The organism is Candidatus Thermokryptus mobilis (genome assembly GCF_900070205.1).
Lineage (GTDB): Bacteria > Bacteroidota > Ignavibacteria > Kryptoniales > Kryptoniaceae > Kryptonium > Kryptonium mobile.
This window is the reverse complement of sequence record NZ_FAOO01000004.1, coordinates 53,454-73,127: the sequence shown is the minus strand read 5'-3', so window position 1 is coordinate 73,127 and position 19,674 is coordinate 53,454. Positions and strand designations below refer to the sequence as shown.

At 38.2% G+C, this 19,674-nt stretch carries 21 protein-coding genes and 1 tRNA gene; 13 read left to right on the top strand and 9 right to left on the bottom strand.

Annotated features, from left to right (window positions below; all coding sequences use genetic code 11):
* Nucleotides 1–3: 3 nt before the first annotated feature.
* The 9 genes from FKZ43_RS03520 to FKZ43_RS03480 all read left to right on the top strand — a co-directional run bounded on the left by FKZ43_RS03520 (nucleotide 4) and on the right by FKZ43_RS03480 (nucleotide 7,012).
* The gene (locus FKZ43_RS03520; RefSeq protein WP_140944504.1) at nucleotides 4–1,101 is read left to right on the top strand and encodes a D-alanine--D-alanine ligase family protein; all 1,098 of its coding nucleotides are present in this window, start codon (nucleotides 4–6) and stop codon (nucleotides 1,099–1,101) included.
* 45 nt (nucleotides 1,102–1,146) lie between these two features.
* Nucleotides 1,147–2,181, top strand: a complete 1,035-nt coding sequence (locus tag FKZ43_RS03515; protein ID WP_140944503.1) for a D-alanine--D-alanine ligase family protein — start codon at nucleotides 1,147–1,149, stop codon at nucleotides 2,179–2,181.
* Nucleotides 2,156–2,629: a GNAT family N-acetyltransferase gene (locus FKZ43_RS03510; protein ID WP_140944502.1), complete on the top strand. Its 474-nt coding sequence runs from the start codon at nucleotides 2,156–2,158 to the stop codon at nucleotides 2,627–2,629. Before FKZ43_RS03515 ends, FKZ43_RS03510 begins: the two co-directional genes overlap by 26 nt.
* A gap of 10 nt (nucleotides 2,630–2,639) precedes the next feature.
* A complete protein-coding gene (locus FKZ43_RS03505; protein ID WP_140944501.1) occupies nucleotides 2,640–3,767 on the top strand; it encodes a KamA family radical SAM protein in 1,128 nt (375 codons plus the stop codon).
* A gap of 78 nt (nucleotides 3,768–3,845) precedes the next feature.
* Nucleotides 3,846–4,520 carry a hypothetical protein gene (locus FKZ43_RS03500; protein ID WP_140944500.1) on the top strand — a complete coding sequence of 225 codons (675 nt, stop codon included), beginning with the start codon at nucleotides 3,846–3,848 and terminating at the stop codon, nucleotides 4,518–4,520.
* 19 nt (nucleotides 4,521–4,539) lie between these two features.
* Nucleotides 4,540–5,172: a phosphatase PAP2 family protein gene (locus FKZ43_RS03495; RefSeq protein WP_140944499.1), complete on the top strand. Its 633-nt coding sequence runs from the start codon at nucleotides 4,540–4,542 to the stop codon at nucleotides 5,170–5,172.
* Nucleotides 5,173–5,175: 3 nt separating this feature from the next.
* Nucleotides 5,176–6,243: a helix-hairpin-helix domain-containing protein gene (locus tag FKZ43_RS03490; protein ID WP_140944498.1), complete on the top strand. Its 1,068-nt coding sequence runs from the start codon at nucleotides 5,176–5,178 to the stop codon at nucleotides 6,241–6,243.
* The gene (locus FKZ43_RS03485; RefSeq protein WP_235894670.1) at nucleotides 6,240–6,899 is read left to right on the top strand and encodes a PHP domain-containing protein; all 660 of its coding nucleotides are present in this window, start codon (nucleotides 6,240–6,242) and stop codon (nucleotides 6,897–6,899) included. Before FKZ43_RS03490 ends, FKZ43_RS03485 begins: the two co-directional genes overlap by 4 nt.
* Before the next feature lie 38 nt (nucleotides 6,900–6,937).
* Nucleotides 6,938–7,012, top strand: a tRNA-Arg gene (locus FKZ43_RS03480).
* A gap of 7 nt (nucleotides 7,013–7,019) precedes the next feature.
* Here the strand turns inward: FKZ43_RS03480 and FKZ43_RS03475 are convergent.
* Genes FKZ43_RS03475 through thiI form a run of 8 tightly spaced genes read right to left on the bottom strand, consistent with a single transcriptional unit; the run spans nucleotide 7,020 to nucleotide 16,128 of the window.
* Nucleotides 7,020–8,513 (bottom strand): M16 family metallopeptidase, encoded by a 1,494-nt coding sequence (locus FKZ43_RS03475; protein ID WP_140944496.1) that lies wholly within the window; start codon nucleotides 8,511–8,513, stop codon nucleotides 7,020–7,022.
* Nucleotides 8,510–9,832: a M16 family metallopeptidase gene (locus FKZ43_RS03470; RefSeq protein ID WP_140944495.1), complete on the bottom strand. Its 1,323-nt coding sequence runs from the start codon at nucleotides 9,830–9,832 to the stop codon at nucleotides 8,510–8,512. The genes FKZ43_RS03475 and FKZ43_RS03470 overlap by 4 nt, the downstream gene beginning before the upstream one ends.
* 31 nt (nucleotides 9,833–9,863) lie before the next feature.
* Nucleotides 9,864–10,133: an alpha/beta hydrolase family protein gene (locus tag FKZ43_RS11645; RefSeq protein ID WP_140944494.1), complete on the bottom strand. Its 270-nt coding sequence runs from the start codon at nucleotides 10,131–10,133 to the stop codon at nucleotides 9,864–9,866.
* Nucleotides 10,130–11,863: a S9 family peptidase gene (locus tag FKZ43_RS03460; protein WP_140944493.1), complete on the bottom strand. Its 1,734-nt coding sequence runs from the start codon at nucleotides 11,861–11,863 to the stop codon at nucleotides 10,130–10,132. Before FKZ43_RS03460 ends, FKZ43_RS11645 begins: the two co-directional genes overlap by 4 nt.
* Nucleotides 11,864–11,878: 15 nt before the next feature.
* Complete coding sequence (locus tag FKZ43_RS03455; protein WP_140944492.1) at nucleotides 11,879–12,910, bottom strand: glycosyl hydrolase family 18 protein; 1,032 nt, start codon at nucleotides 12,908–12,910, stop codon at nucleotides 11,879–11,881.
* Between the two features lie 11 nt (nucleotides 12,911–12,921).
* Entirely contained in the window at nucleotides 12,922–13,803 is an 882-nt protein-coding gene (locus tag FKZ43_RS03450) for an NAD(P)-dependent oxidoreductase (protein WP_140944491.1), read from the bottom strand.
* A gap of 14 nt (nucleotides 13,804–13,817) precedes the next feature.
* Nucleotides 13,818–14,891: a M23 family metallopeptidase gene (locus FKZ43_RS11675; protein ID WP_320415042.1), complete on the bottom strand. Its 1,074-nt coding sequence runs from the start codon at nucleotides 14,889–14,891 to the stop codon at nucleotides 13,818–13,820.
* Nucleotides 14,892–14,895: 4 nt separating this feature from the next.
* Nucleotides 14,896–16,128: a tRNA uracil 4-sulfurtransferase ThiI gene (gene thiI, locus FKZ43_RS03440; protein ID WP_140944489.1), complete on the bottom strand. Its 1,233-nt coding sequence runs from the start codon at nucleotides 16,126–16,128 to the stop codon at nucleotides 14,896–14,898.
* Nucleotides 16,129–16,244: 116 nt separating this feature from the next.
* Here thiI and FKZ43_RS03435 point away from each other — a divergent pair, with 116 nt between their 5' ends.
* The 4 genes from FKZ43_RS03435 to FKZ43_RS03420 are packed head-to-tail and all read left to right on the top strand — an operon-like array spanning nucleotide 16,245 to nucleotide 18,426.
* The gene (locus tag FKZ43_RS03435; RefSeq protein ID WP_140944488.1) at nucleotides 16,245–16,931 is read left to right on the top strand and encodes a methyltransferase family protein; all 687 of its coding nucleotides are present in this window, start codon (nucleotides 16,245–16,247) and stop codon (nucleotides 16,929–16,931) included.
* Between the two features lie 31 nt (nucleotides 16,932–16,962).
* Nucleotides 16,963–17,538, top strand: a complete 576-nt coding sequence (locus FKZ43_RS03430) for an RNA polymerase sigma factor (RefSeq protein WP_140944487.1) — start codon at nucleotides 16,963–16,965, stop codon at nucleotides 17,536–17,538.
* Entirely contained in the window at nucleotides 17,535–17,990 is a 456-nt protein-coding gene (locus FKZ43_RS03425; protein WP_140944486.1) for a zf-HC2 domain-containing protein, read from the top strand. The genes FKZ43_RS03430 and FKZ43_RS03425 overlap by 4 nt, the downstream gene beginning before the upstream one ends.
* A 10-nt stretch (nucleotides 17,991–18,000) precedes the next feature.
* Entirely contained in the window at nucleotides 18,001–18,426 is a 426-nt protein-coding gene (locus FKZ43_RS03420; RefSeq protein WP_140944485.1) for an energy transducer TonB, read from the top strand.
* A 110-nt stretch (nucleotides 18,427–18,536) separates the two neighbouring features.
* Here the strand turns inward: FKZ43_RS03420 and FKZ43_RS03415 are convergent.
* Nucleotides 18,537–19,674 (bottom strand): T9SS type A sorting domain-containing protein (locus FKZ43_RS03415; protein WP_181180238.1); only part of this gene is annotated, 1,138 nt, incomplete at its 5' end.

Genomic DNA, 19,674 nt, shown 5'->3' with positions numbered 1-19,674 from the left:
TTTATGCATGTTGGCTTGGTGTTCAACCTGAAGAAAGAAAGAAATTCTGTTAAGGACTCGTTCAACGATGATTCTTCAGGTGATGACTCGTTTAGTAGTGTTAAGTTGTTAAATAAAAAAATCGCTGAAAAAAAATTAACAATTGATGACACCTACGCAGAGTGGGACACCTGGGAGACGATAAACGCAGTAAAATCAGCCCTTGAAGAAAATCACAATGTCACACTGATTGAAGCTGATGAAGATGCGTTTGAAAAATTAAGAAAGATAAGACCTGATATCGTTTTCAACATAGCCGAGGGTTTCTACGGGGTAAGTAGAGAGGCGCAAATCCCTGCTATACTTGAAATGCTTAATATCCCCTATACAGGTAGCGATCCCTTGACACTTGCCATTTGCCTTGATAAGGCACGAACAAAAGAAATTTTATCATACTATAAAATTCCAACGGCAAAATTTTTCACGGTTGAATCACTTGAAGAATTTGATGGAATAGCAGATCTAAACTTCCCCCTTATCGTCAAACCTTTGCACGAGGGCTCAAGCAAAGGGATTTTCAACTCATCGGTTGTCTCAAATGAAAAAGAATTGATATCAGAAATTGAAAGGATCTTGAACTCATACAATGAACCAGCCCTTGTTGAGGAATTTCTTCCTGGTCGCGAGTTCACCGTCGCAATTCTTGGCAATGGAAAGGAAGCAAGGGTTCTGCCGATAATTGAAATAAAATTTGATTCTCTACCACCGGAAGCAAAACCCATTTATTCTTTTGAAGCCAAATGGATATGGGACACTCCTGAAAAACCACTTGACATATTCCAATGTCCCGCTGAAATTGACGATAAACTCAAAGAGATGATAGAAAAAATAGCCCTTTCAACATTTAAAGTTTTACGCTGTCGGGATTGGTGTAGAATTGACTTACGACTTGACAAAGAGGGAATACCCAACATCCTTGAAGTAAATCCCCTACCCGGGATCCTTCCAAATCCAGATGATAACTCCTGTTTCCCAAAAGCAGCACGTGCAGCAGGATTAACTTACAACCAAATGATAAACGAGGTTTTAAATTCTGCCTTGAAAAGATATGGGATGATTTAAAAATGCTTGAATATCAATCGGATTTAAAATATAAACGCTATTTTTATGTCCAAGCCATTTGAAATAACAATTGTATATAACGACCCTGAAAAAATTGAGCCAGATCCTCAAAATCTGGATACTTCAATAATCGGGGTTAAAAGTGAAATTGAATTCATAGAAAACTCGCTCCGAAATGCTGGCTTTAAAGTTAGTGTTTTGCCCGTTTATAATGCAAGATGTTTCATAAACGACATGCTAAATTTGAAAACTGACCTTATTTATAACTTTTGTGAGATAGTTGAATCTGAATCTCAAGAGGAAATTTTCGCAGCGGGGATTTACGAGCTTTTAAAAATTCCATATACCGGAGCTACACCGATGACACTTGGGCTGTGCCTTGATAAAGCGAAGACAAAAATCATGCTATCACACTATGGAATTCCAACCGCCAAATTTGACCTTTTCAATGAAGGCATTGATGGATACAAAAAAATTAATCTCCAATTCCCTGTCATTGTGAAACCTGTTCATGAAGATGCAAGCGCCGGGATAAATGAAAAATCTGTGGTCTATAATTGGAAAGAACTTGAAGAAAGGGTTGAATACATAGTCAAAATGTTTAAACAACCAGCTCTTGTTGAAGAATTCATTGACGGAAGAGAGGTAAATGTTGCCATACTTGGTAATAATCCACCTGTGGTTTTGCCAATTTCTGAAATAGATTTCTCCCGTCTCCCATCTCATTTACCGAAAATTGTAAGTTATGAGGCGAAGTGGATCCCCAATACAGATTACTACGAAAAAACAATTCCGATTTGTCCAGCTCCACTTGAACCCGAACTTGAAAATAAAATCAAAGATATAGCTCTGTCTTGCTATAAAATTATGGGTTGTCGTGATTACGCAAGAGTTGATATAAGAATTGATAAAGAAGGAAACCCGTATGTTCTTGAAGTTAACCCGAATCCAGACCTTTCAAGGAATGCTGGTTTTATGAGGTCAGCGTCTGTCTACGGATTGACACCGGAGGAAACCATAGTTAAAATTGCAGAAATAGCAATTGAAAGAAGCTATGCGGATAAGAAGTTTGCTAAATAAGGACAGAGAAAAAATAAAAGACATTTTATCGGCTACAGATATGTTTACCGATGAGGAGATAAATGTTGCGATGGAATTGATAGATGAGTTTTTAGAGAAAGGCGAAGCAAGTGGTTATGAAATTTACACAGCTGTAAATGAAGATGACGAATCAATTGGATATATATGCTTTGGGAAAAGACCTTTGACAATTGCGACTTATGATATTTATTGGATAGCGGTTGACCCTTGCTATCAGGGAAATGGAATTGGAAAAAGTTTGATAAAATTCACTGAACAAAAAATAAAAGAGAAAGGAGGCATGTTAATTCTTGTGGAGACATCTTCTCAGGAAAAATATCAAAGGACTATTTCATTTTACAATGCGTGCGGATACACAGAGGTAGCACGCATAAGGGATTTCTATAAACCGACCGACGATTTAATAATTTTTGCAAAATATATCTAAGGAGGCAAAAATGGAACTCTGGCAGGAATTACTTAGACAAAGCATAGACACAGCGGAGGACTTCGCCGAGGTATTTGGAGTTGATAAGGACTTGATGAGAAAAATTATAGAAAGATACCCGGCGAGAATAAATCCATATTACCTTAGCCTTATACGATACAAGGGTGACCCGATTTGGCTTCAGTGTTTTCCTGATATAAAGGAACTTGAAGACGAGGCCATGCCCGAGGACCCGCTTGATGAAGATGCGATGAGCCCTGTGCCAAGCATTACACACCGATACCCAGATAGAGTCCTTTTCCTTGTGACAAGCCAATGCTCAATGTATTGTAGGTTCTGCACAAGAAAAAGAAAAGTCGGGGATTCAAGCAAGATAAATATGAAATTCATCCAAGATGGAATTGAATACATACGCAATCATCCTGAGGTCAGAGATGTAATTTTATCTGGTGGGGACCCGTTGATGTTGACGGATTATATGCTTGAGAAGATAATAAAAGCGTTAAGGGAAATCCCCCATGTTGAAATAATAAGAATTGGGACGAAGATGCCTTGTGTTTTGCCCCAAAGGATAACTGAAAATTTATGCAATATGCTGAAGAAATATCATCCGATTTATGTTAACACACATTTCAACCATCCTTGGGAGATAACGCCCGAGAGTAAACGCGCTTGCGAGATGCTAGCTGACGCTGGAATACCTGTCGGAAATCAAACGGTGCTATTAAGAGGCGTCAATGACGATCCATATGTTATGCAAGAACTTATGAAAAAACTTCTCGCAATAAGAGTTAGACCTTATTACATATACCAAGCCGATATAACAAGAGGTGCAAATCATTTTAGGACCCCAATAAAAGTCGGAATTGAAATAATGGATAAGCTCCGAGGTCATATCTCTGGACTTGCAGTTCCATACTATGTCATAGATGCCCCTGGCGGTGGAGGTAAAATCCCGATACTTCCACAATATGTAATTGCGCATAATGAAAACGAGATAATAGTGCGTAATTTCAAGTATGAAATCTATGTGTATCCTGATGTTAAAGAAGATGAAATTGAAGAAATCAGATATGAACCCAAACCAACGGCTGAAAAGAGGAAAATCATTGAAAGGAAAAAGTGGCTCGTTGAATGAAAAACTTCGGAACTTGCTGTTGTTGAAAAAAGTTAAAGTTTTTGAAGGTTTACGCTAAATTTAGAACGAGGTGACGAAATGAAAAAACTTTTTTTAATCATCTTTGCAACTTTTATCATATCTTCCCTACTTCAATCGCAAGATAAGCGCAGGGATTCGTTGATCGTCTACGATGCCCCTCCCGATTATAAACTTGTGGATACTGCTGGATTAAAAAAATCATGGGGTATTGACCTTTCAGTTGCTACAAATGGCTTTGCCCTTGGGACATTTTTCAGATATAAAATTGGTGATGTTTATTTCATTCAAACGAATTTAAATTTTATGACAGCGAAAGATGAGACAGAAGTTGAATATATAGACCCTTGGACTGGGCAAACTTTTGTCCCCAACAAGGTTAATAGAATACTTGTAATGCCTCTTTCCTTCTCAATTCAATATCGCCTTTTTAAAGATGAACTATCCGATAATTTGCGACCTTTCCTCACAGCTGGTGCCGGACCAACACTTATATTCACAACACCATATGAAAAAGAATTCTTCAGCAGTCTGAAATATGGCAGAGCCCATTACACTGTTAACTTTTATATAGGCGCTGGGGCTTACATAGGTCTTGACCCAAGGACGATAAGTGGTTTGAGCGTAAGATATTATTTCATCCCTTATTCAAAAGGGATTGAATCGCTTCGCGGCAGACCGTTGAAAGAATTTGGCGGGATCAACCTCACATTGACATTTGGGGTCAACTTCTGAATAAATCTACAAAGCACATATGAGATACGCCGAAAAACTATACGACTTCTTAACTAGCTTAAATAAGCAAAAAACAGCTGAATTTATCTCTTTAATTCTCGCTCCACAATTTGTCAGCATGAGTTCCTTTCTTTTTATCTCATTGTATCTTGAACAGGACATAAAAATGAAGTTTATATCAGCATTTACAACCATAACCTTTACTTCAATCCTTCCAACCGCTTTTATTTATTATCTGATCTATAGGGGTAGAATTGACCATCCATTTATACCTGAACGGGAGAAAAGGACAATCCCTTATCTTTTTGCGGTCGTAAGCGCTTTTATTGGTTTTTTAATTTTACTGTATTTCAGAGCACATTGGTTGATCATAGCCGGTCAGTGGTGCTATGTTTCAAATACACTTTTAATTGCACTGATAAACTCACGCTGGAAAATAAGCGCACATTCTGCGGGCTTGAGTGGTCCTTTAACGCTGATGACATGGATATTCGGTTATAAAATCCTTCCTTTTTTCCTACTGATACCCATAGTTGGCTGGTCAAGGTTGTATTTAAAAGTCCATACTTTTTGGCAGGTTGTCATCGGAGCAGTTGTAGGCATATTTGCAACATTGTTACAAATTTATTTCTTTTCCAAGATATTCGCTTAAAAAATGGATAAAAAGCAAATAGCAGAAATACTTGAAGAGATAGCCGATATTCTTGAATTAAAAGGCGAGGTTGAATTTAAAGCGAGAGCATATCGCAACGCATCAAGAATAATACGAGAGTTGAAAGGTGACTTGAAGGAACTTGTTGAAACGGGAGAACTTGCTAAAATTAAAGGTATAGGTCCGAATCTTTTTGAAAAGATAAAAGAACTCGTCAACACGGGTGGGCTTAGATATTACGATGACTTAAAAAAATCAATCCCTGAGGGACTTTTTGAGCTTCTTCAAATTCGTGGTTTGGGTCCGAAAAGAATAAAAGCAATTTATGAAAAACTTGGCGTCACAACGCTTGCCGAACTTGAATATGCATGTAAAGAAAACCGCCTCCTAAAACTTGAAGGATTTGGGAAAACCATACAAGAGAAAGTTCTCAAAGAAATTGAACGTCTGAAACGCTCATCTGCATATCACCTTTTACCCTCTGCATTTGAAACTGCCGAAATTGTAAACGAATTCATCAGAAATCACCTCGGCGAAGACAATTTCACAATCACAGGAAGTTTCAGAAGAAAACGGGAAATAATACGAGATATTGATGTCGTCCTGAAAGCAAGGAAAAATGAGTTCAAAAATATAATTAACTTGATAAGCACGAAATTCCCATCAATTAGAGTTATCAGTTCCGCCGATAATTTTATAAGTTTGCTTTCAAATTCAGGGATGAATGTTGACTTCATACTTGCGGACGAAGATTACGCTTTTAAGGTTTTCTATACAACCGGGAGCAAAGATTTTCTAAGAAATTTTGAAGAGCATATTAAGAGGAATGGCTTTGTGCTTAACGAGAACGGTATTTTTAAAAATTCAGACAAGATGAAATTTACAAGCGAAGAGGAAATTTTTAAAGCTTTTGGGATGAATTTTATACCACCAGAGTTAAGGGAGGGGTTTGATGAAATTGAACTTGCCTTAAGAGGTGAAATTCCAGAGCTTTTAACCGAAAGGGATTTAAAAGGCATTTTCACATTCATTCAACCTACAGCGATGGTTCCGACACGCTTGAAGATATGATAGCTGAATGCGAAAAACTCGGCTTTGAATTTGTGGGAATATCCGACCATAGTAAATCTGCTTATTATGCGGGCGGTTTAACTGAAGAGAGATTGATTCAACAATGGCGTGAAATTGACGAACTACAGAAAAAATTCAAGATAAAAATTTTAAAAGGTAGCGAAGTAGATATACTTCCAGATGGTTCGCTTGATTATCCAGATGATGTGTTAAGTAAATTTGATTTTGTCATTGCATCAATTCACAGCAAATTCAAGATGACGGAGGAAGAAGCAACTGAGAGAATTTTAAAAGCAATGCGAAACCCGTATGTTACGATAATCGGTCACCCGACAGGACGTCTCCTTCTTGGAAGGGATGGTTATCCGGTTAATATGAAGAGGATAATTGATGAGGCGTCAAAACTTGGTGTCGCCATTGAATTCAATGCAAATCCGCATCGGCTTGATATTGATTGGAGGTTTATAAATTACGCCAAGAAAAAAGGCGTCAAAATAAGCATAAATCCTGATGCGCATGCGATCGGAGAGATTCATTATACACTTCTTTCGCTCGGGACGGCACGTAAAGGAATGTTGACAAAGGAAGATGTTCTCAATGCTATGAATTTGGACGAGGTTCAAAACTTTCTGAAAAAACGCAGAGAAAATAGTTGATTTTTTACGTTCGTTTTTTTAATTTTAAAACGGTTCCAGCCCCTGTAGCTCAGCATGGATAGAGCAGCGGTTTCCTAAACCGCGTGTCGCAGGTTCGAGTCCTGCCAGGGGCACTTGCTTTCATTTCTCAAATATCAAATCAACGGGAACTATCCTAAATTTTTCCGGTTTCGCATCAAGTCTGTATTCTTGAATGATTTTGTCCTCTTCAAGGATTGATCTAGATACAGGACTTACATAAGTTATAGGGCTTGGCTTATTTGAAACCAAATCCTGCTTATATGATTCTGCATCCTTCGTGACAGCAACAATTTTTATGTTTTCAAAATTGAGATATTTCCTCACGGCATTGTTGACATCCTCAATCTTAAGTTCTGAAAGCTCCTTTTGAATTTTATCAATGAAGTATTCTATCCCATACCAATCGGAGTCCATCATATAGCCAAGGCGTCTGTTGAGAGTTTGAACCCATAACTTTGAGTAGTTAAGCAAAAATTCCCGCGTTGATTCAAAGTCCTTTTGACTCAATCCATTTTTAACAAGGTTTTCAAGCTCCCTTATAGCCTGTCTTAGAACGAAATGTCTATTTTTGTTCTCAACAGGTCTTATCCAGACGCTGAAATATTGTTGCCTTCTCGGTATGTTTGGCACAGGGAAGGTTGAACTACCATCCTGAACAAAATGTTCAATGTAAGAATAATCCCCGTAATTTAACCCGCGCTGTCCTCTTATTTTTTGCATTAAAATTCCATTGAATGTCCTATGCTCACCAAAATACGAATTCGCAACCATCAAAGCATAGAAATCCTTATGCGAACGGTTTACCGAAATCGGAAAACCAAATGAAATCGCCGTTGAACGAGTTTCCTTTTCAATAAGCAAAAATTCAAGCCCATTTATTTTTTCGGGTTCGGGGAGCTGCACCCTCTCGGGTTTCCCAGGTGGCAGTTTTGAAAAGTCCTTTTTAATTCTTTTGATCAAATCTTTCGGGTATCCCCCAGCAATTCCAAACATGATGTTCCCCTGTGTGAAATACCTCTTGTAAAATTCCTTCACATCATCAAGCGTTATATTATTAAGCCCTTGAACCGTTCCAAATTCTGGCGCTCCATACGGATGATTTTCATAAATAAAAGATACAAGCGCTTGCTTCCCGAGTTCCTCATCGTTCCCACTCCGTATGGTCGCTTTGATGTAATTTAAAAGTTGTTCCTTATTCCTCTTGAAATCATTTTCATCAAACCTCGGATTTAAAATCAAATCGGAGAAAATTTTATAAAACTTCTCAAGGTGATCTCTATGGACTTCGCCTATTATCACACTGACCTCCTTATCAAATTGGTATCCTATACTTGCTGCCCACGGATAGATTTTCTCTTGAAGTTTTTTATAACTTAAATTCTTCGTCCCTCCTTGAGCGAGCATTAAAATCGTCAATGCATTCAATCCCTCTTTCCCTTTCGGATCGTTTATTGAGCCAGTTTCAATCATAACCCTAAAAGTTATGATCGGATAATTTGGGCTGTAAAGCTCTTTGATCCTTATACCTGATTCTTGAGCAAACAATGGAAGCGCCATAGCTATTAACAGAATTAAAATTTTTGTCCGCTTCATTTTTTCTCCTCCGTTAATGTTACAATTGTTCTGTTTTCCTTTGTGAGATATTTTCTTGCTGATTTCATTATATCGTTAGGCGTGATCTTATCATAAAGAGCATAAAGTTCGTTAACGGACTCTGGATCACCTGTTAACTGAAAGTAATGACCGACTGTATAAGCCACGCTGTTTGGATTATCAAGCGACATCGCAAAGGAATAGCGCATATATGATTTCACATCTTCAAGTCGTTTCTTTGAAACCGGTTTTGTCTTCAACTCCTCAATAGCTTTGAAAATCTCATTCTTCACCGAATCAATCAAGTCCTCACTTTTTATCCTTGTGGTCACTATGAAAAGAAAGGGATCACGCCTATCTGGAACAGACCCTTGAATAAAGTCAACCCACTGCTTTTCTATAACGAGTTTCTGATAAAGTGGAGATGTCTTTGAAAACAATAACTCAGCTATTATATCAAGCGATGCTCTCTCAATATTTTTCGTTGAAAATTCAGGGATGTGATATCCGATCATAAGATACGGGAGCGTTTTCCCCTTCCAAGCTATATGTCCGATCTTTTCCTCCGTTTGAGGTGGTTCCTTTGGAATTTCTGGTTTGTAATTTCCTCTTTCCCACTTCCCATAATATTTTTTTACAAGCTCAATCAATTTTTCTTGATCAAAGTCGCCAACGACAACAATTGCGCAATTTTCCGGGCGATAATACCTGTCAAAAAATTGCAAGCTATACTCATATTGATTTGGCATATCAAGTATATCTTTTAAAAATCCTATCGTTGTGTGTTTGTACGTGTGGGTTGTAAAGGCAAGGTCTTGAAGTTTTTCATACAAAGCCAAAAAAGGACTGGATGCGCTTTTGTTGTATTCACCGAGGATTGCCCCCGCCTCTGTTTTGAACTGCTCTTCTGTATATTTTAAATTCATAAACCTATCCGACTCAATGTCAATTATAGTTTCAAGGGCATCGCTACTTGCAACAATGTGATAGGCGGTCCAGTCAGCTGTTGTAAAAGCATTTGAATCAGCGCCGAGGCGTTTTAAAATTTCGTTATATATATGTTCAGAATATTTTTCTGTTCCTCTAAACATCATATGCTCAAAAAAGTGCGCAAAACCGGATTTACCTGGCTCAACTTCATTTCTTGAACCAACTCTGACCACAGTGTAGTAAGCAATTATGCCCGGGGAATCAAACGGGACCGACAAAACAGTAAGTCCATTTTCAAGCACAACCTTGTTTATTTTAAACGGGAAAATTTTGCTCTGTGAATGAATTAATCCCGCAAGTAGAAACATCGCTAAAATTATTCTCTTCATTTTCTTAAATGGGTTTTTGTTTTGAAATTCTTCATTTTTCCCCGGTGAGCTTTAAGTCCCTACCGAGGTTTTTATTGAACCAAGCGATTATCCTTTTACCTATGTCTGCAATGAACTTCGGCTCTTGAACACCGTGCGGGGTCCGTGGATAAATTATCATCTCGGTTGGGCAACCCTGCCGTTTCAATGCATTGTAAAACTCCTTCCCCTGAGATACAGGAACCCTGACATCAGTTTCACCGTGAATTATTTGCGTTGGCGTAGTAACCCCTTTAACATTAAAAATTGCAGAATGTCTCATATAAACATCAACCTTATCCCAAAATTCACCTCTGAAATAATCGGGAGAAAACTCGGTATATCAGCCGTTCCAGTAAAACTTATCAAATTAGTCACTCCTGCACCAACACTTGCTGCTTTAAACCTCTTTGTTTTTGTCACTATAAACGAAGTCATATACCCACCATAACTCCACCCAGCAACACACAAACTCTCCGGATGCACGATTCCCATCTCAATCAACTTATCAACTCCAGACATCAGATCCTCATAATCACCAAATCCCCAGTCCTCATAATTCGCAAATCTAAAATCTTTACCATAACCTCTGCTTCCCCTTGGATTTGGTCTTAAAACCACATATCCTTCTTGAGCGAACGCTTGAATTGGGTATACAGCGCCAGCTGCTGTGTAGCTTTGTGTAAAAACCCCAGCTGGTCCACCATGAACAAGAAGAACAAGTGGGTATTTCCTCTCTCTTTCAAAGTTGACTGGATAAGTTACAAGCCCTTCAATTTCAAGCCCGTCTTTTGATCTCCAAGTTATGACCTCTGTTTTCCCTAATGGATATTTTGGAAAGTCGGAATTGACATCTGTTAATTTTTTCGGTTCAAATTTTTTCAAATTGGTCACATAAACATCCGGTGGTGTTTCCGAGTTTTGATATATAAAAGCCATCGCTTTACCGTTTTTACTAAATGAAACGCCCGTATAATTTCCGTTATCAGGTGTTAAAGCTCTTGGTTTCCCACCGTCAATTGGCAACGCATAAACACGCCATGTCGTTCTATATGCCTCGCTTACATAGACAGCTTTACTATCAGCGGACCAATCAATTATCATGCAATTTTCATCGTATGTTGGGGCAAGTCGTTTCGCCTCTCCACCAGATGAAGGTATGATATAGACATACCTAAGCCCTGCCCATTTTATCATCCCACCATCCGATTCAAAAGCAATCCACTTGCCATCGGGTGAAAACCTCGGATTTGAATCGGAACCATTCCATTTGATTAACGGCTTAACCTCACCGCTATCAGAGGGCACAATTGAAATATCAGATGTGGTCCAGGCATCGGCAGTTGGATTAACTTGATGTGAAAACACAATATACTTTCCATCGGGTGACCAATCAAATGAAGTCACATGAAAATCACCCTTGGTAATCCTCTTGACTTTGTACTCTCCTTTTTCTTTTTCATCAAGCGAGACGACATAAATATGGGCGTATTTAAAGTTTTTGTCAACGACTATCATGTCAAGTTTTTCCTTCTTCGCTCGCATCTCTTCCTCAGTTTCAGGATCAATGCTTGTGAAAGCGATTTTCCTTGAGTCCGGCGACCATTTAAATGAAATAACCCCTGTTTTAACCTTTGTTATTTGTTCAGCTTCACCGCCAGTTAATCTTAAAAGCCAGATCTGATTTTTCCCATAGCTCCCCCTTGCTGATAAAAAAGCAAGATACTTGCCATCCGGGGAAAAAGCCGGCGCAGTGCAGGATTTCTCACCGAAAGTGAATTGATAGTTCATCTTTCCATCCGAAGAAACAACCCAAATGTGTCTCAAATACTCTGATTTTTCACCTTCCATAATCGGCACAGAAACAGTGTAAGCTATGAGATTACCATCTGGTGATATAGCCGTTTGTTCAACTCTTTTGAATTTGATCATAACATCTGGTGTCCATTGGGCGAAGACAACACTTGATATAAAAAGAACCAAAACGAATATCGCTTTAATTTTTAACTTCATAACTTTCCCTCCTTTTTAATTTTTTAATTCCTTCGGGCGAAGTTTTTGCTCAATTAACCTCCAAAACGAATCTGGCTCACCATCAAGACGCCAAATCGCAATTCCAGCAAGCCGATATTTATGAACAAGCTCAATCTTATGTGTCAAACTTTCTTCATCCTCAAAGTAAATTACATTTTCAACGCCATTTTCATCTTTAAATTTTAAATATGGGGTTTTCGCCTTCCTATCCCAATGTCTTTTAACCCCATACTTGGTGATTACATTTTGAAGCTCCGGATGATAAATTCCACGACCTTGTGTCCCTTCTTTCCACCATCTCCCATAGAATGGGATTCCGAGTATAATTTTCCTTGTTGGTATGCCTTGCGAAATTGCGAACTTTATCGTTTTCTCAACCCACCACTTCGGAGCGACCGGTCCAGGAGGGTCAAGGCGACCCGAGTAGTCATATCCCATTATGATAAAGTAATCAACAACCTCACCAAGTTCGGCATAGTCATAAACGCCAGCCCAGCCTTCAAATTTTTCCTGTGTTTTTGCAACCACATCAATACTTACAACTTTGCCGTAATTGTGAAGTTTGGCGCTCACAAGCTCAACAAATTTCGTATATCCATCCCGAACATTAACAAATGGTCCCTCAAAGTCAAGATTTATCCCGATGTAGTTTCCATCAAGCACAAATTTCAAAATTGAATCAGCAACTCTTTCTCTTGTCTTTGGCTCTGACAGCAAAGCCTCAGCCACACCCACACTAAACCTATGATTCACAACAAGTGGCATCAAAGGTATATCATTTTGACGGGCGAAATTTAAAAGATTTGAATCAACATCAGCGATTAAATTACCAACGCTATCAATACTAAGCCAAGTAGGGGATGCAATTGAAATCAAAGACGAATTCTTTTGAAGTGAAAGGTAACTTGTTGTATCGGACTTCACAACCCAAGCGATTATAATTTTCGGTTCATACTCAAAGGGTGGTCTTAAAGTTGCACATGAATAGAAAACGAAAGCAAGGAAAAGCAGAAGTTTAAAGCGCATATACTAAACCTTTAAATTTTCAAGCCAGCAAGTTCTGCTATGACTTTGTAAATTGCGCTATAATCTTCATTCTCATAACCCTTTGCAAGCGCTGAAATGTAAAGCTCACGAACAGCCGAAATAACTGGCATCGGAATTTTCATATCCTGTGCTATTTCAAGCGAAAGATTTATGTCCTTCAATATGTGTTTGACATAAAAATTCGGGGTGAAGTTTCCTTCAATTATTGCTTTTCCCTTATTTTGATACATCGTGGAATTCAAAGCGGAATTTTCAAGGACTTCAAGGACAACCTCTTTTGATATGCCTGATTTTTCAGCTAAAACAAACGCTTGCGATAAAGCGATTATCATCATTGCTATCATTGAATTCATCGCTATCTTTAAATTAGTCGCTTTCTCAACTGAATCAAACCTCCATAACTTGCGACCAAGGACTTTAAAAATTTCTTCGCACTTTGAAATCGCCTCTTCATCGCCCCCCGCGAAAATCAAAAGCGTTCCGTCACCGGCTTGTGTTCTGCTTCCGAGAACTGGAGCATGCACAAAATGTGCAGAACGATTTTTATAATCAAGGTAAAGTTTCTTCGTTGTTGATGGCGAAATTGTGCTCATATCAATATGAATAAACCCTGGCTTAACCGAACCCAAGAGTCCATCATTACCATATACAACTGACTCAACAGCTGTTGAATCACTTAACATTGAAATCACAATTTCGCACTCACCCCAAATTTGAGCTGGCAAATCAACTGCTTTAAAGTTTCCGTCCTTAAGCTTTCCAAGCTTTTCCTTCGTCCTGTTATAAACGACAAGTTGATACCCTTTACTTAAAAGTCGCTTCGCCATCATCTCCCCCATTATGCCAAGCCCGATGAAACCAATTTTCTGCATTTTTCAACCCATTTTTATTTTACAAGAACCATAAACTTTGAATCGGAAAAACTTCCAGCTCTGATATAGTAAAGATAAACTCCACTTGAAAGCCCCGTCCCATCAAAAACAGCATAATGAAGTCCTCTTTCTTTTTCCTCATCAACCAATATCTGAACTTGTCTTCCAAGTAAATCATAAACCTTTAAAATTACATGAGCCCTTTCAGGGAGATAATACCTTATCACAGTGCTTGAATTAAAAGGGTTGGGATAATTTTGAAATAGCTCAAATCTTCCAGCAACGATCTCTTCAAACACATCAGTTGAAATATCTGCGTTTACCACTTCGCCAGCCCTAACCGTGACAGTTCGCCTGTAAAGTCCATTCAGAGCAGTAATTGTGTAAGTTCCAGGTTTAACCTCGCCGATCGCATAATTTTCCCCGTAAACATCATCACTTCCGATATATGGGTCGTTGAAATTATAAGTCAAGGCATAGCTAAAAGTTGTGTATGGAGGTCTTGGTTTTGGATCCGGAGATATATCAACGCGGGTTGAATTTGGGGCATTTACAATCTTGCCATAAATTGCACCTGTTCCCTTCATCGCAAACCATAATTCTGGATTTCTTCTTGTTCTAAAAGCATTATAATTTGGGCTTCCAAGCCGAATTTCAAAATGTAAATGTGGTCCGGTTGAATAACCCGTATTTCCTGAAATCGCTATAGGGTCACCAGCTTTAACGCTATCGCCCGCATTCACAAGCGGTCGTGAAAGATGCCCATACAACAAATACAAATCCTTACCCTCCCACTTCCCTTTTATGAAAATGTAATTCCCCGCGCCATTTGGTTCATATCCACCAACTGTATCATTTGGGTTATAAGCAACGAAATAAACTATACCATCACAAGCGGAATAGACCGTGTCATACCTGACGAGGATATCAACCCCGGTGTGAGCTCTGTTTTGCGGATCTCGGATATTTGGTTCCCCATAAAGGTACGAACCATTGATTTGAATATGGTCTGGCACAGGTCGTCTTAATCTAAACGACTGAGCGTTAAGTAATTGAAACAGAAATAAAAGGAGTAAAATTTTTGCCATTAATTTAATCCTCAATTTTTTCGGTTGCTTCCTTGGTGAGAAAATCAGCATAAATATCCTCAACTTGGGCTCCAGAAAACGACATCTGGATTAAATTGTCCCAATCCAACTTTCTCTCTATCTCAAGTATCTCATCAAGATTAGCCCATGTCTCGGGATGCCTTCCCGTCAAAAAACTACAACAATCGTCATAAGGTTGACTTGAAATCTCATAAGTCCCTATCTCTTTCGCCTTTTGAATTATCTCCACCTTATCAATTCCGATCAGCGGTCTAAGTATCGGCAAAGTCGCAACTTGATTTATCACCCTTATATTTCTCAATGTTTGAGAAGCAACTTGCCCCAAGCTTTCGCCCGTGACAAGCGCTTCAGCCCCTTCAATCTGAGCAACCTTCTCGGCAATCCTCACCATCAACCTTCTATATAAAATTGTCCTTAATCCAACCGGTGCATTCAAAACAATTATCCTTTGTGCCTCGGCTATCGGTATGATGTAAAGTTTTGAATGAAGCTGATACTTGCTCAGTATCTTTACAATTTCTCTCACTTGTTCAATGGAGTCATAACTCGTGTATGGATAGCTATGAAAGTGAACGAATACAACTTTAGCCCCACGCTTCATCATCAAAAGTGACGCTATCGGAGAGTCAAACCCAGCGGAAATTAAAGCGACAACTTTACCACTTGAACCAACTGGCAAACCACCAGGACCTTTAAATCTATCAGCGTAAACATAAGCCTCCTTATCAACAATCTCAATATAAACGGTCAAATCTGGGTTTTTCAGATCAACTTTGACATCCACACCATTATTTTTAAAGTGTTCAATTATAAATGCCCCAACTTGTTTATTTACTTCTGTGGAATTAAGCGGGAAATTCTTATTCTGTCTTTTCGTTTTAACGCGGAAAGTATAGAAGGATTTGCCTTCAATGACTTTTAAACTCGCTTTGCAAATATCTTCAATATCAAGCCCAACCGACAAACCGATTCCAAAATTAACTATGCCGAAGACATTGCTCAACCTTGACTTCGCAATTTCAAATTTTTCCCTTTCATCAAACCCAAACGGCAAAACAATTTTCAATCTACCATACCCTCGCATCACCATCCTTTGACCAACTAAATCGGAAAGCGCAAAAGCTATGTTAGTTCTGAGTTTCTTTTCAAAAACTCTTCTATTTTTCTGCTTAAGGGCGACTTCGTGGTAATGACATATCACAACTGGCGTTTTCACTACCTCGCGGTTTTTTTGGTTTGTTCTAAATTAAGATATTTCAAACAGGGATTAAAAACAAATTGCCTTTTGTTAAATTTAAGGAAGGAACTTCAAAACAAACGGAGGTGCTAACAATGTCCTGGCGAAAAATTTTTAATTATATCGGCATAGCAGGAGTAATAGCTTTCTTGCTCATCTATGGATTTGAACTCACCCCACATCACGAGGGTCCACCAAAGTCAATAAAATGGCTGAGGGAAAACTTCGGAACCCCGGGATTGATAGTGGTAAATATAATTGTCGTGATCGCATTTTTTGGACTGTTAACTTACAGAAAACCAACAAGAAATGTCTGGAGATCAAAAACCGCATTTATCGCTTTTATCATTGCTCTTATGACCGAAATGTTCGGTTGGCCACTTATCCTTTTTCTTCTTTCGCCGTTTTTTGATGTCCCTGTCATAGCAAGAAAATACTTTGAAACATTCGGACATCTTCCGGCAAAAATAGGAACGCTTATCAGTATATTCGGCGTAATTTTGATAGCTCTTGGCTGGGCTAAAATTCACAAAGCGGAGAGACTTGTCACCGACGGGATTTACAAATTCATGCGACACCCACAATACACGGGTATTTTCCTTTTCACACTTGGATGGTTAATACACTGGCCATCAGTTGTGACGCTTTTTCTCTGGCCCATTTTAACCGCATCATATGTATGGTTAGCAATCCAAGAGGAAAAAGATATGATTGAAGCTTACGGCGATGAATACATCAATTACGCAAAGAAAACGAAAAGGTTTATACCATATTTGATTTAGAAACTTCCGCTTGTTTCAGGTGTCATAATTAATGAGCGGAAAAAAGAAATTTTGCCTGATGGAAGGAACAAACGACAGGGAAATAATTGAAAGAATTAGAAACGGTGATGAATCCGCCTTTGAGGAGATTTATGAACGGCTCAAACTTCCGCTCTATAAATTTTGTCTGCGAATGATATCAGATGAAGAGACAGCATTTGACATCGTGCATGATGTTTTCCTGAAATTTTACGAGAGATTAAACACAATTGATCAAATTTCATCGGTTTCGTCTCTGCTTTTTAAAATTGCAAGGAACAAGTGCCTAAACTACCTGAGAGATAAAAAAGAGAAAGTAAAAATTGAAGAAACGGAGATAATCTCGGAAGATAACCTTGAACGAAAAATTGACCTGAACGAGAACACAAAGAGATTGCAAAGAATTTTAAACCTGCTTGATGAGGACTATAGGGAGATTTTAATCCTAAGGGAATGGAACAATTTGAGCTATAATGAAATAGCCGAAATAACAGGTCTCACAGTTCCAGCAGTTAAATCAAAACTTTTCAAGGCAAGAAAAAAACTCGTTGAAATTTTCAAAAAATATTACGGAGATGATATAAAATGAAGTGCGAAAATGTCCAAGAGTTGTTAAGTTCATTCATTGACGGTGAAATACCAGAAAACATTGACATCGCTTTTTCACACATATTTGAATGTAAGGAATGCCAGGAATTTTTGAAGATAACTTTAAAATTCAAATCTGAAGCAAAAAAGGATGAAGTGATTTTACAAAAGGATAAACGACCTGAAATAACAGGTTTGAGGAAGAGAAGCATCACAGATAAGGTAAAGAGCAAGTTCAAAGTTGAAATTCCAATTCCAGCTCCGTTGCTTTCTGCTGTTATATTTATGCTTTTCTTGCTTTCATTTCTGCTTGCGGTCTTTGTATATGATAGAGCAATAGAAATGACAAAACTTGAAACGCAAGCATATAGGGAGAAAACCAAAATGGTCATCGTCTACGGGATTCCACAGATAACGGTTTATCCCGAACAAAACAACATCAAACAAAAATGAGGTGCGCGCCATGCTAAGGAAGATTTTCTATCTCGGCATTGCTTTAATCATCGCATCTTGCACAAAGATGAACGATGACAAAGCTAAATCAATCAATACCCCCGTAACTCCAAAGTTTGAGCCGAGGAAAGAGAGTTACTCAATAATGGCTGAGAAGATGCCTGAAATTATCGGCGGGCTTGAATCAATTCAAAAGAAAGTCATTTATCCTGAAGAAGCAATAAAAAACAAAATTGAAGGAACTGTCTATGTCCTCGCTTATGTAAATGAAAACGGTGATGTTGATTTCGCAGAGGTTTTAAAGGGGATAGGCTATGGTTGCGATGAAACAGCAAAAAAAGCGGTATTGGAGACGAAATTTAAACCAGCTTATACTCAAGGAAAGCCCATCAAGGTTAGAATAGTTATTCCGATAAGATTCAAACTTTCAAAATAAATTCCTCGTCCTTACTTTATCCCTCCCGCAAGGGAGATAAAATAAAGAAAAAATTAACATCACCACTAACCCTCTCCCACAAGGGGAGAGGGAAGTGAAGAGAAAGAATTTTACTTGATTAAAAGCATTTTGTTTGTTTTTGTGAATTTGGGTGTTTTAAGAGTGTAAAAGTATAAACCGCTTGATAAATCTTTCGCGTTGAAATCAACTTTATATTTACCAGGTTCAAGCTCTTCATCTAAAAGTACCTCAATTTCACAACCCAGGATGTTATAGATTATCAATTTTACATTTGTTCTTTCAGGTATATCAAACTCAAGCGTTGTAGACGGATTGAATGGGTTAGGGTAGTTTTGATAAAGGACGAAATTAATTGGAATTGTATTTTCATCAACTTTTGTCAGAATTTCCATTAAGCGATAGAATATTTCTTCATTACCAGTTCTTTTATCCTTCCATGCAAACGCAAGTTTATCGTTATATACTTCTGTTTCAAAGCCACCAGCGACTGAACTATCAATAGAATTTACTCTTATTCTATTTGTCCAGCTTAGAAGATCATAACTTAATTGTAAATAAAGATTCCCATCCTCGTTATCAATGTAACTTTTGACAAATTTATCACCAACTATTCTGAAATCAATATTATAAAAGTTCGTATCAATTTGAACTGGCTCAGACCAAGTTGATCCCCAATCATCTGAATAAGTGACGAGGTGATACATTTTATCTGCAGGCGGTTGGCCTGGTTGACCATAATCCATATATGAATAGTAGAAATATAATTTATTTGAGTTATCAATTTGAAACCTCGGTTTCCAATCATCAGATGGCCACATCACCCAAAAGGTTTGCAATTCCTTCGGTTGAGAAAATGTATTACCCCCGTCGTTTGAATAAATCAGGTAATACGAAGAATCAATATAATAAGCAACATAAACATAGTCAACATTATTTAGCGTGATAACAAATGGAGCCACTGCATACTCATATCTTGCACGGGGTATATTTTTATCCAGTTTTTTCTTCATCCCGAAAGTATACATATATAAACCAGATGTATCACTTGAATTTTGAAATACCCAATAGAAGAAGTACGGATTGCCTTGTTGACTGACCATAACTTGTGGCAAATCAGCTCTACGTGGGAGCCAATTACCAAACTGAATTGTATCAATTATAAAATTATTCCAATCCAAACCACCATTTGTCGAATAGCCAACCTTAGCGACATAATTATTACCCGAA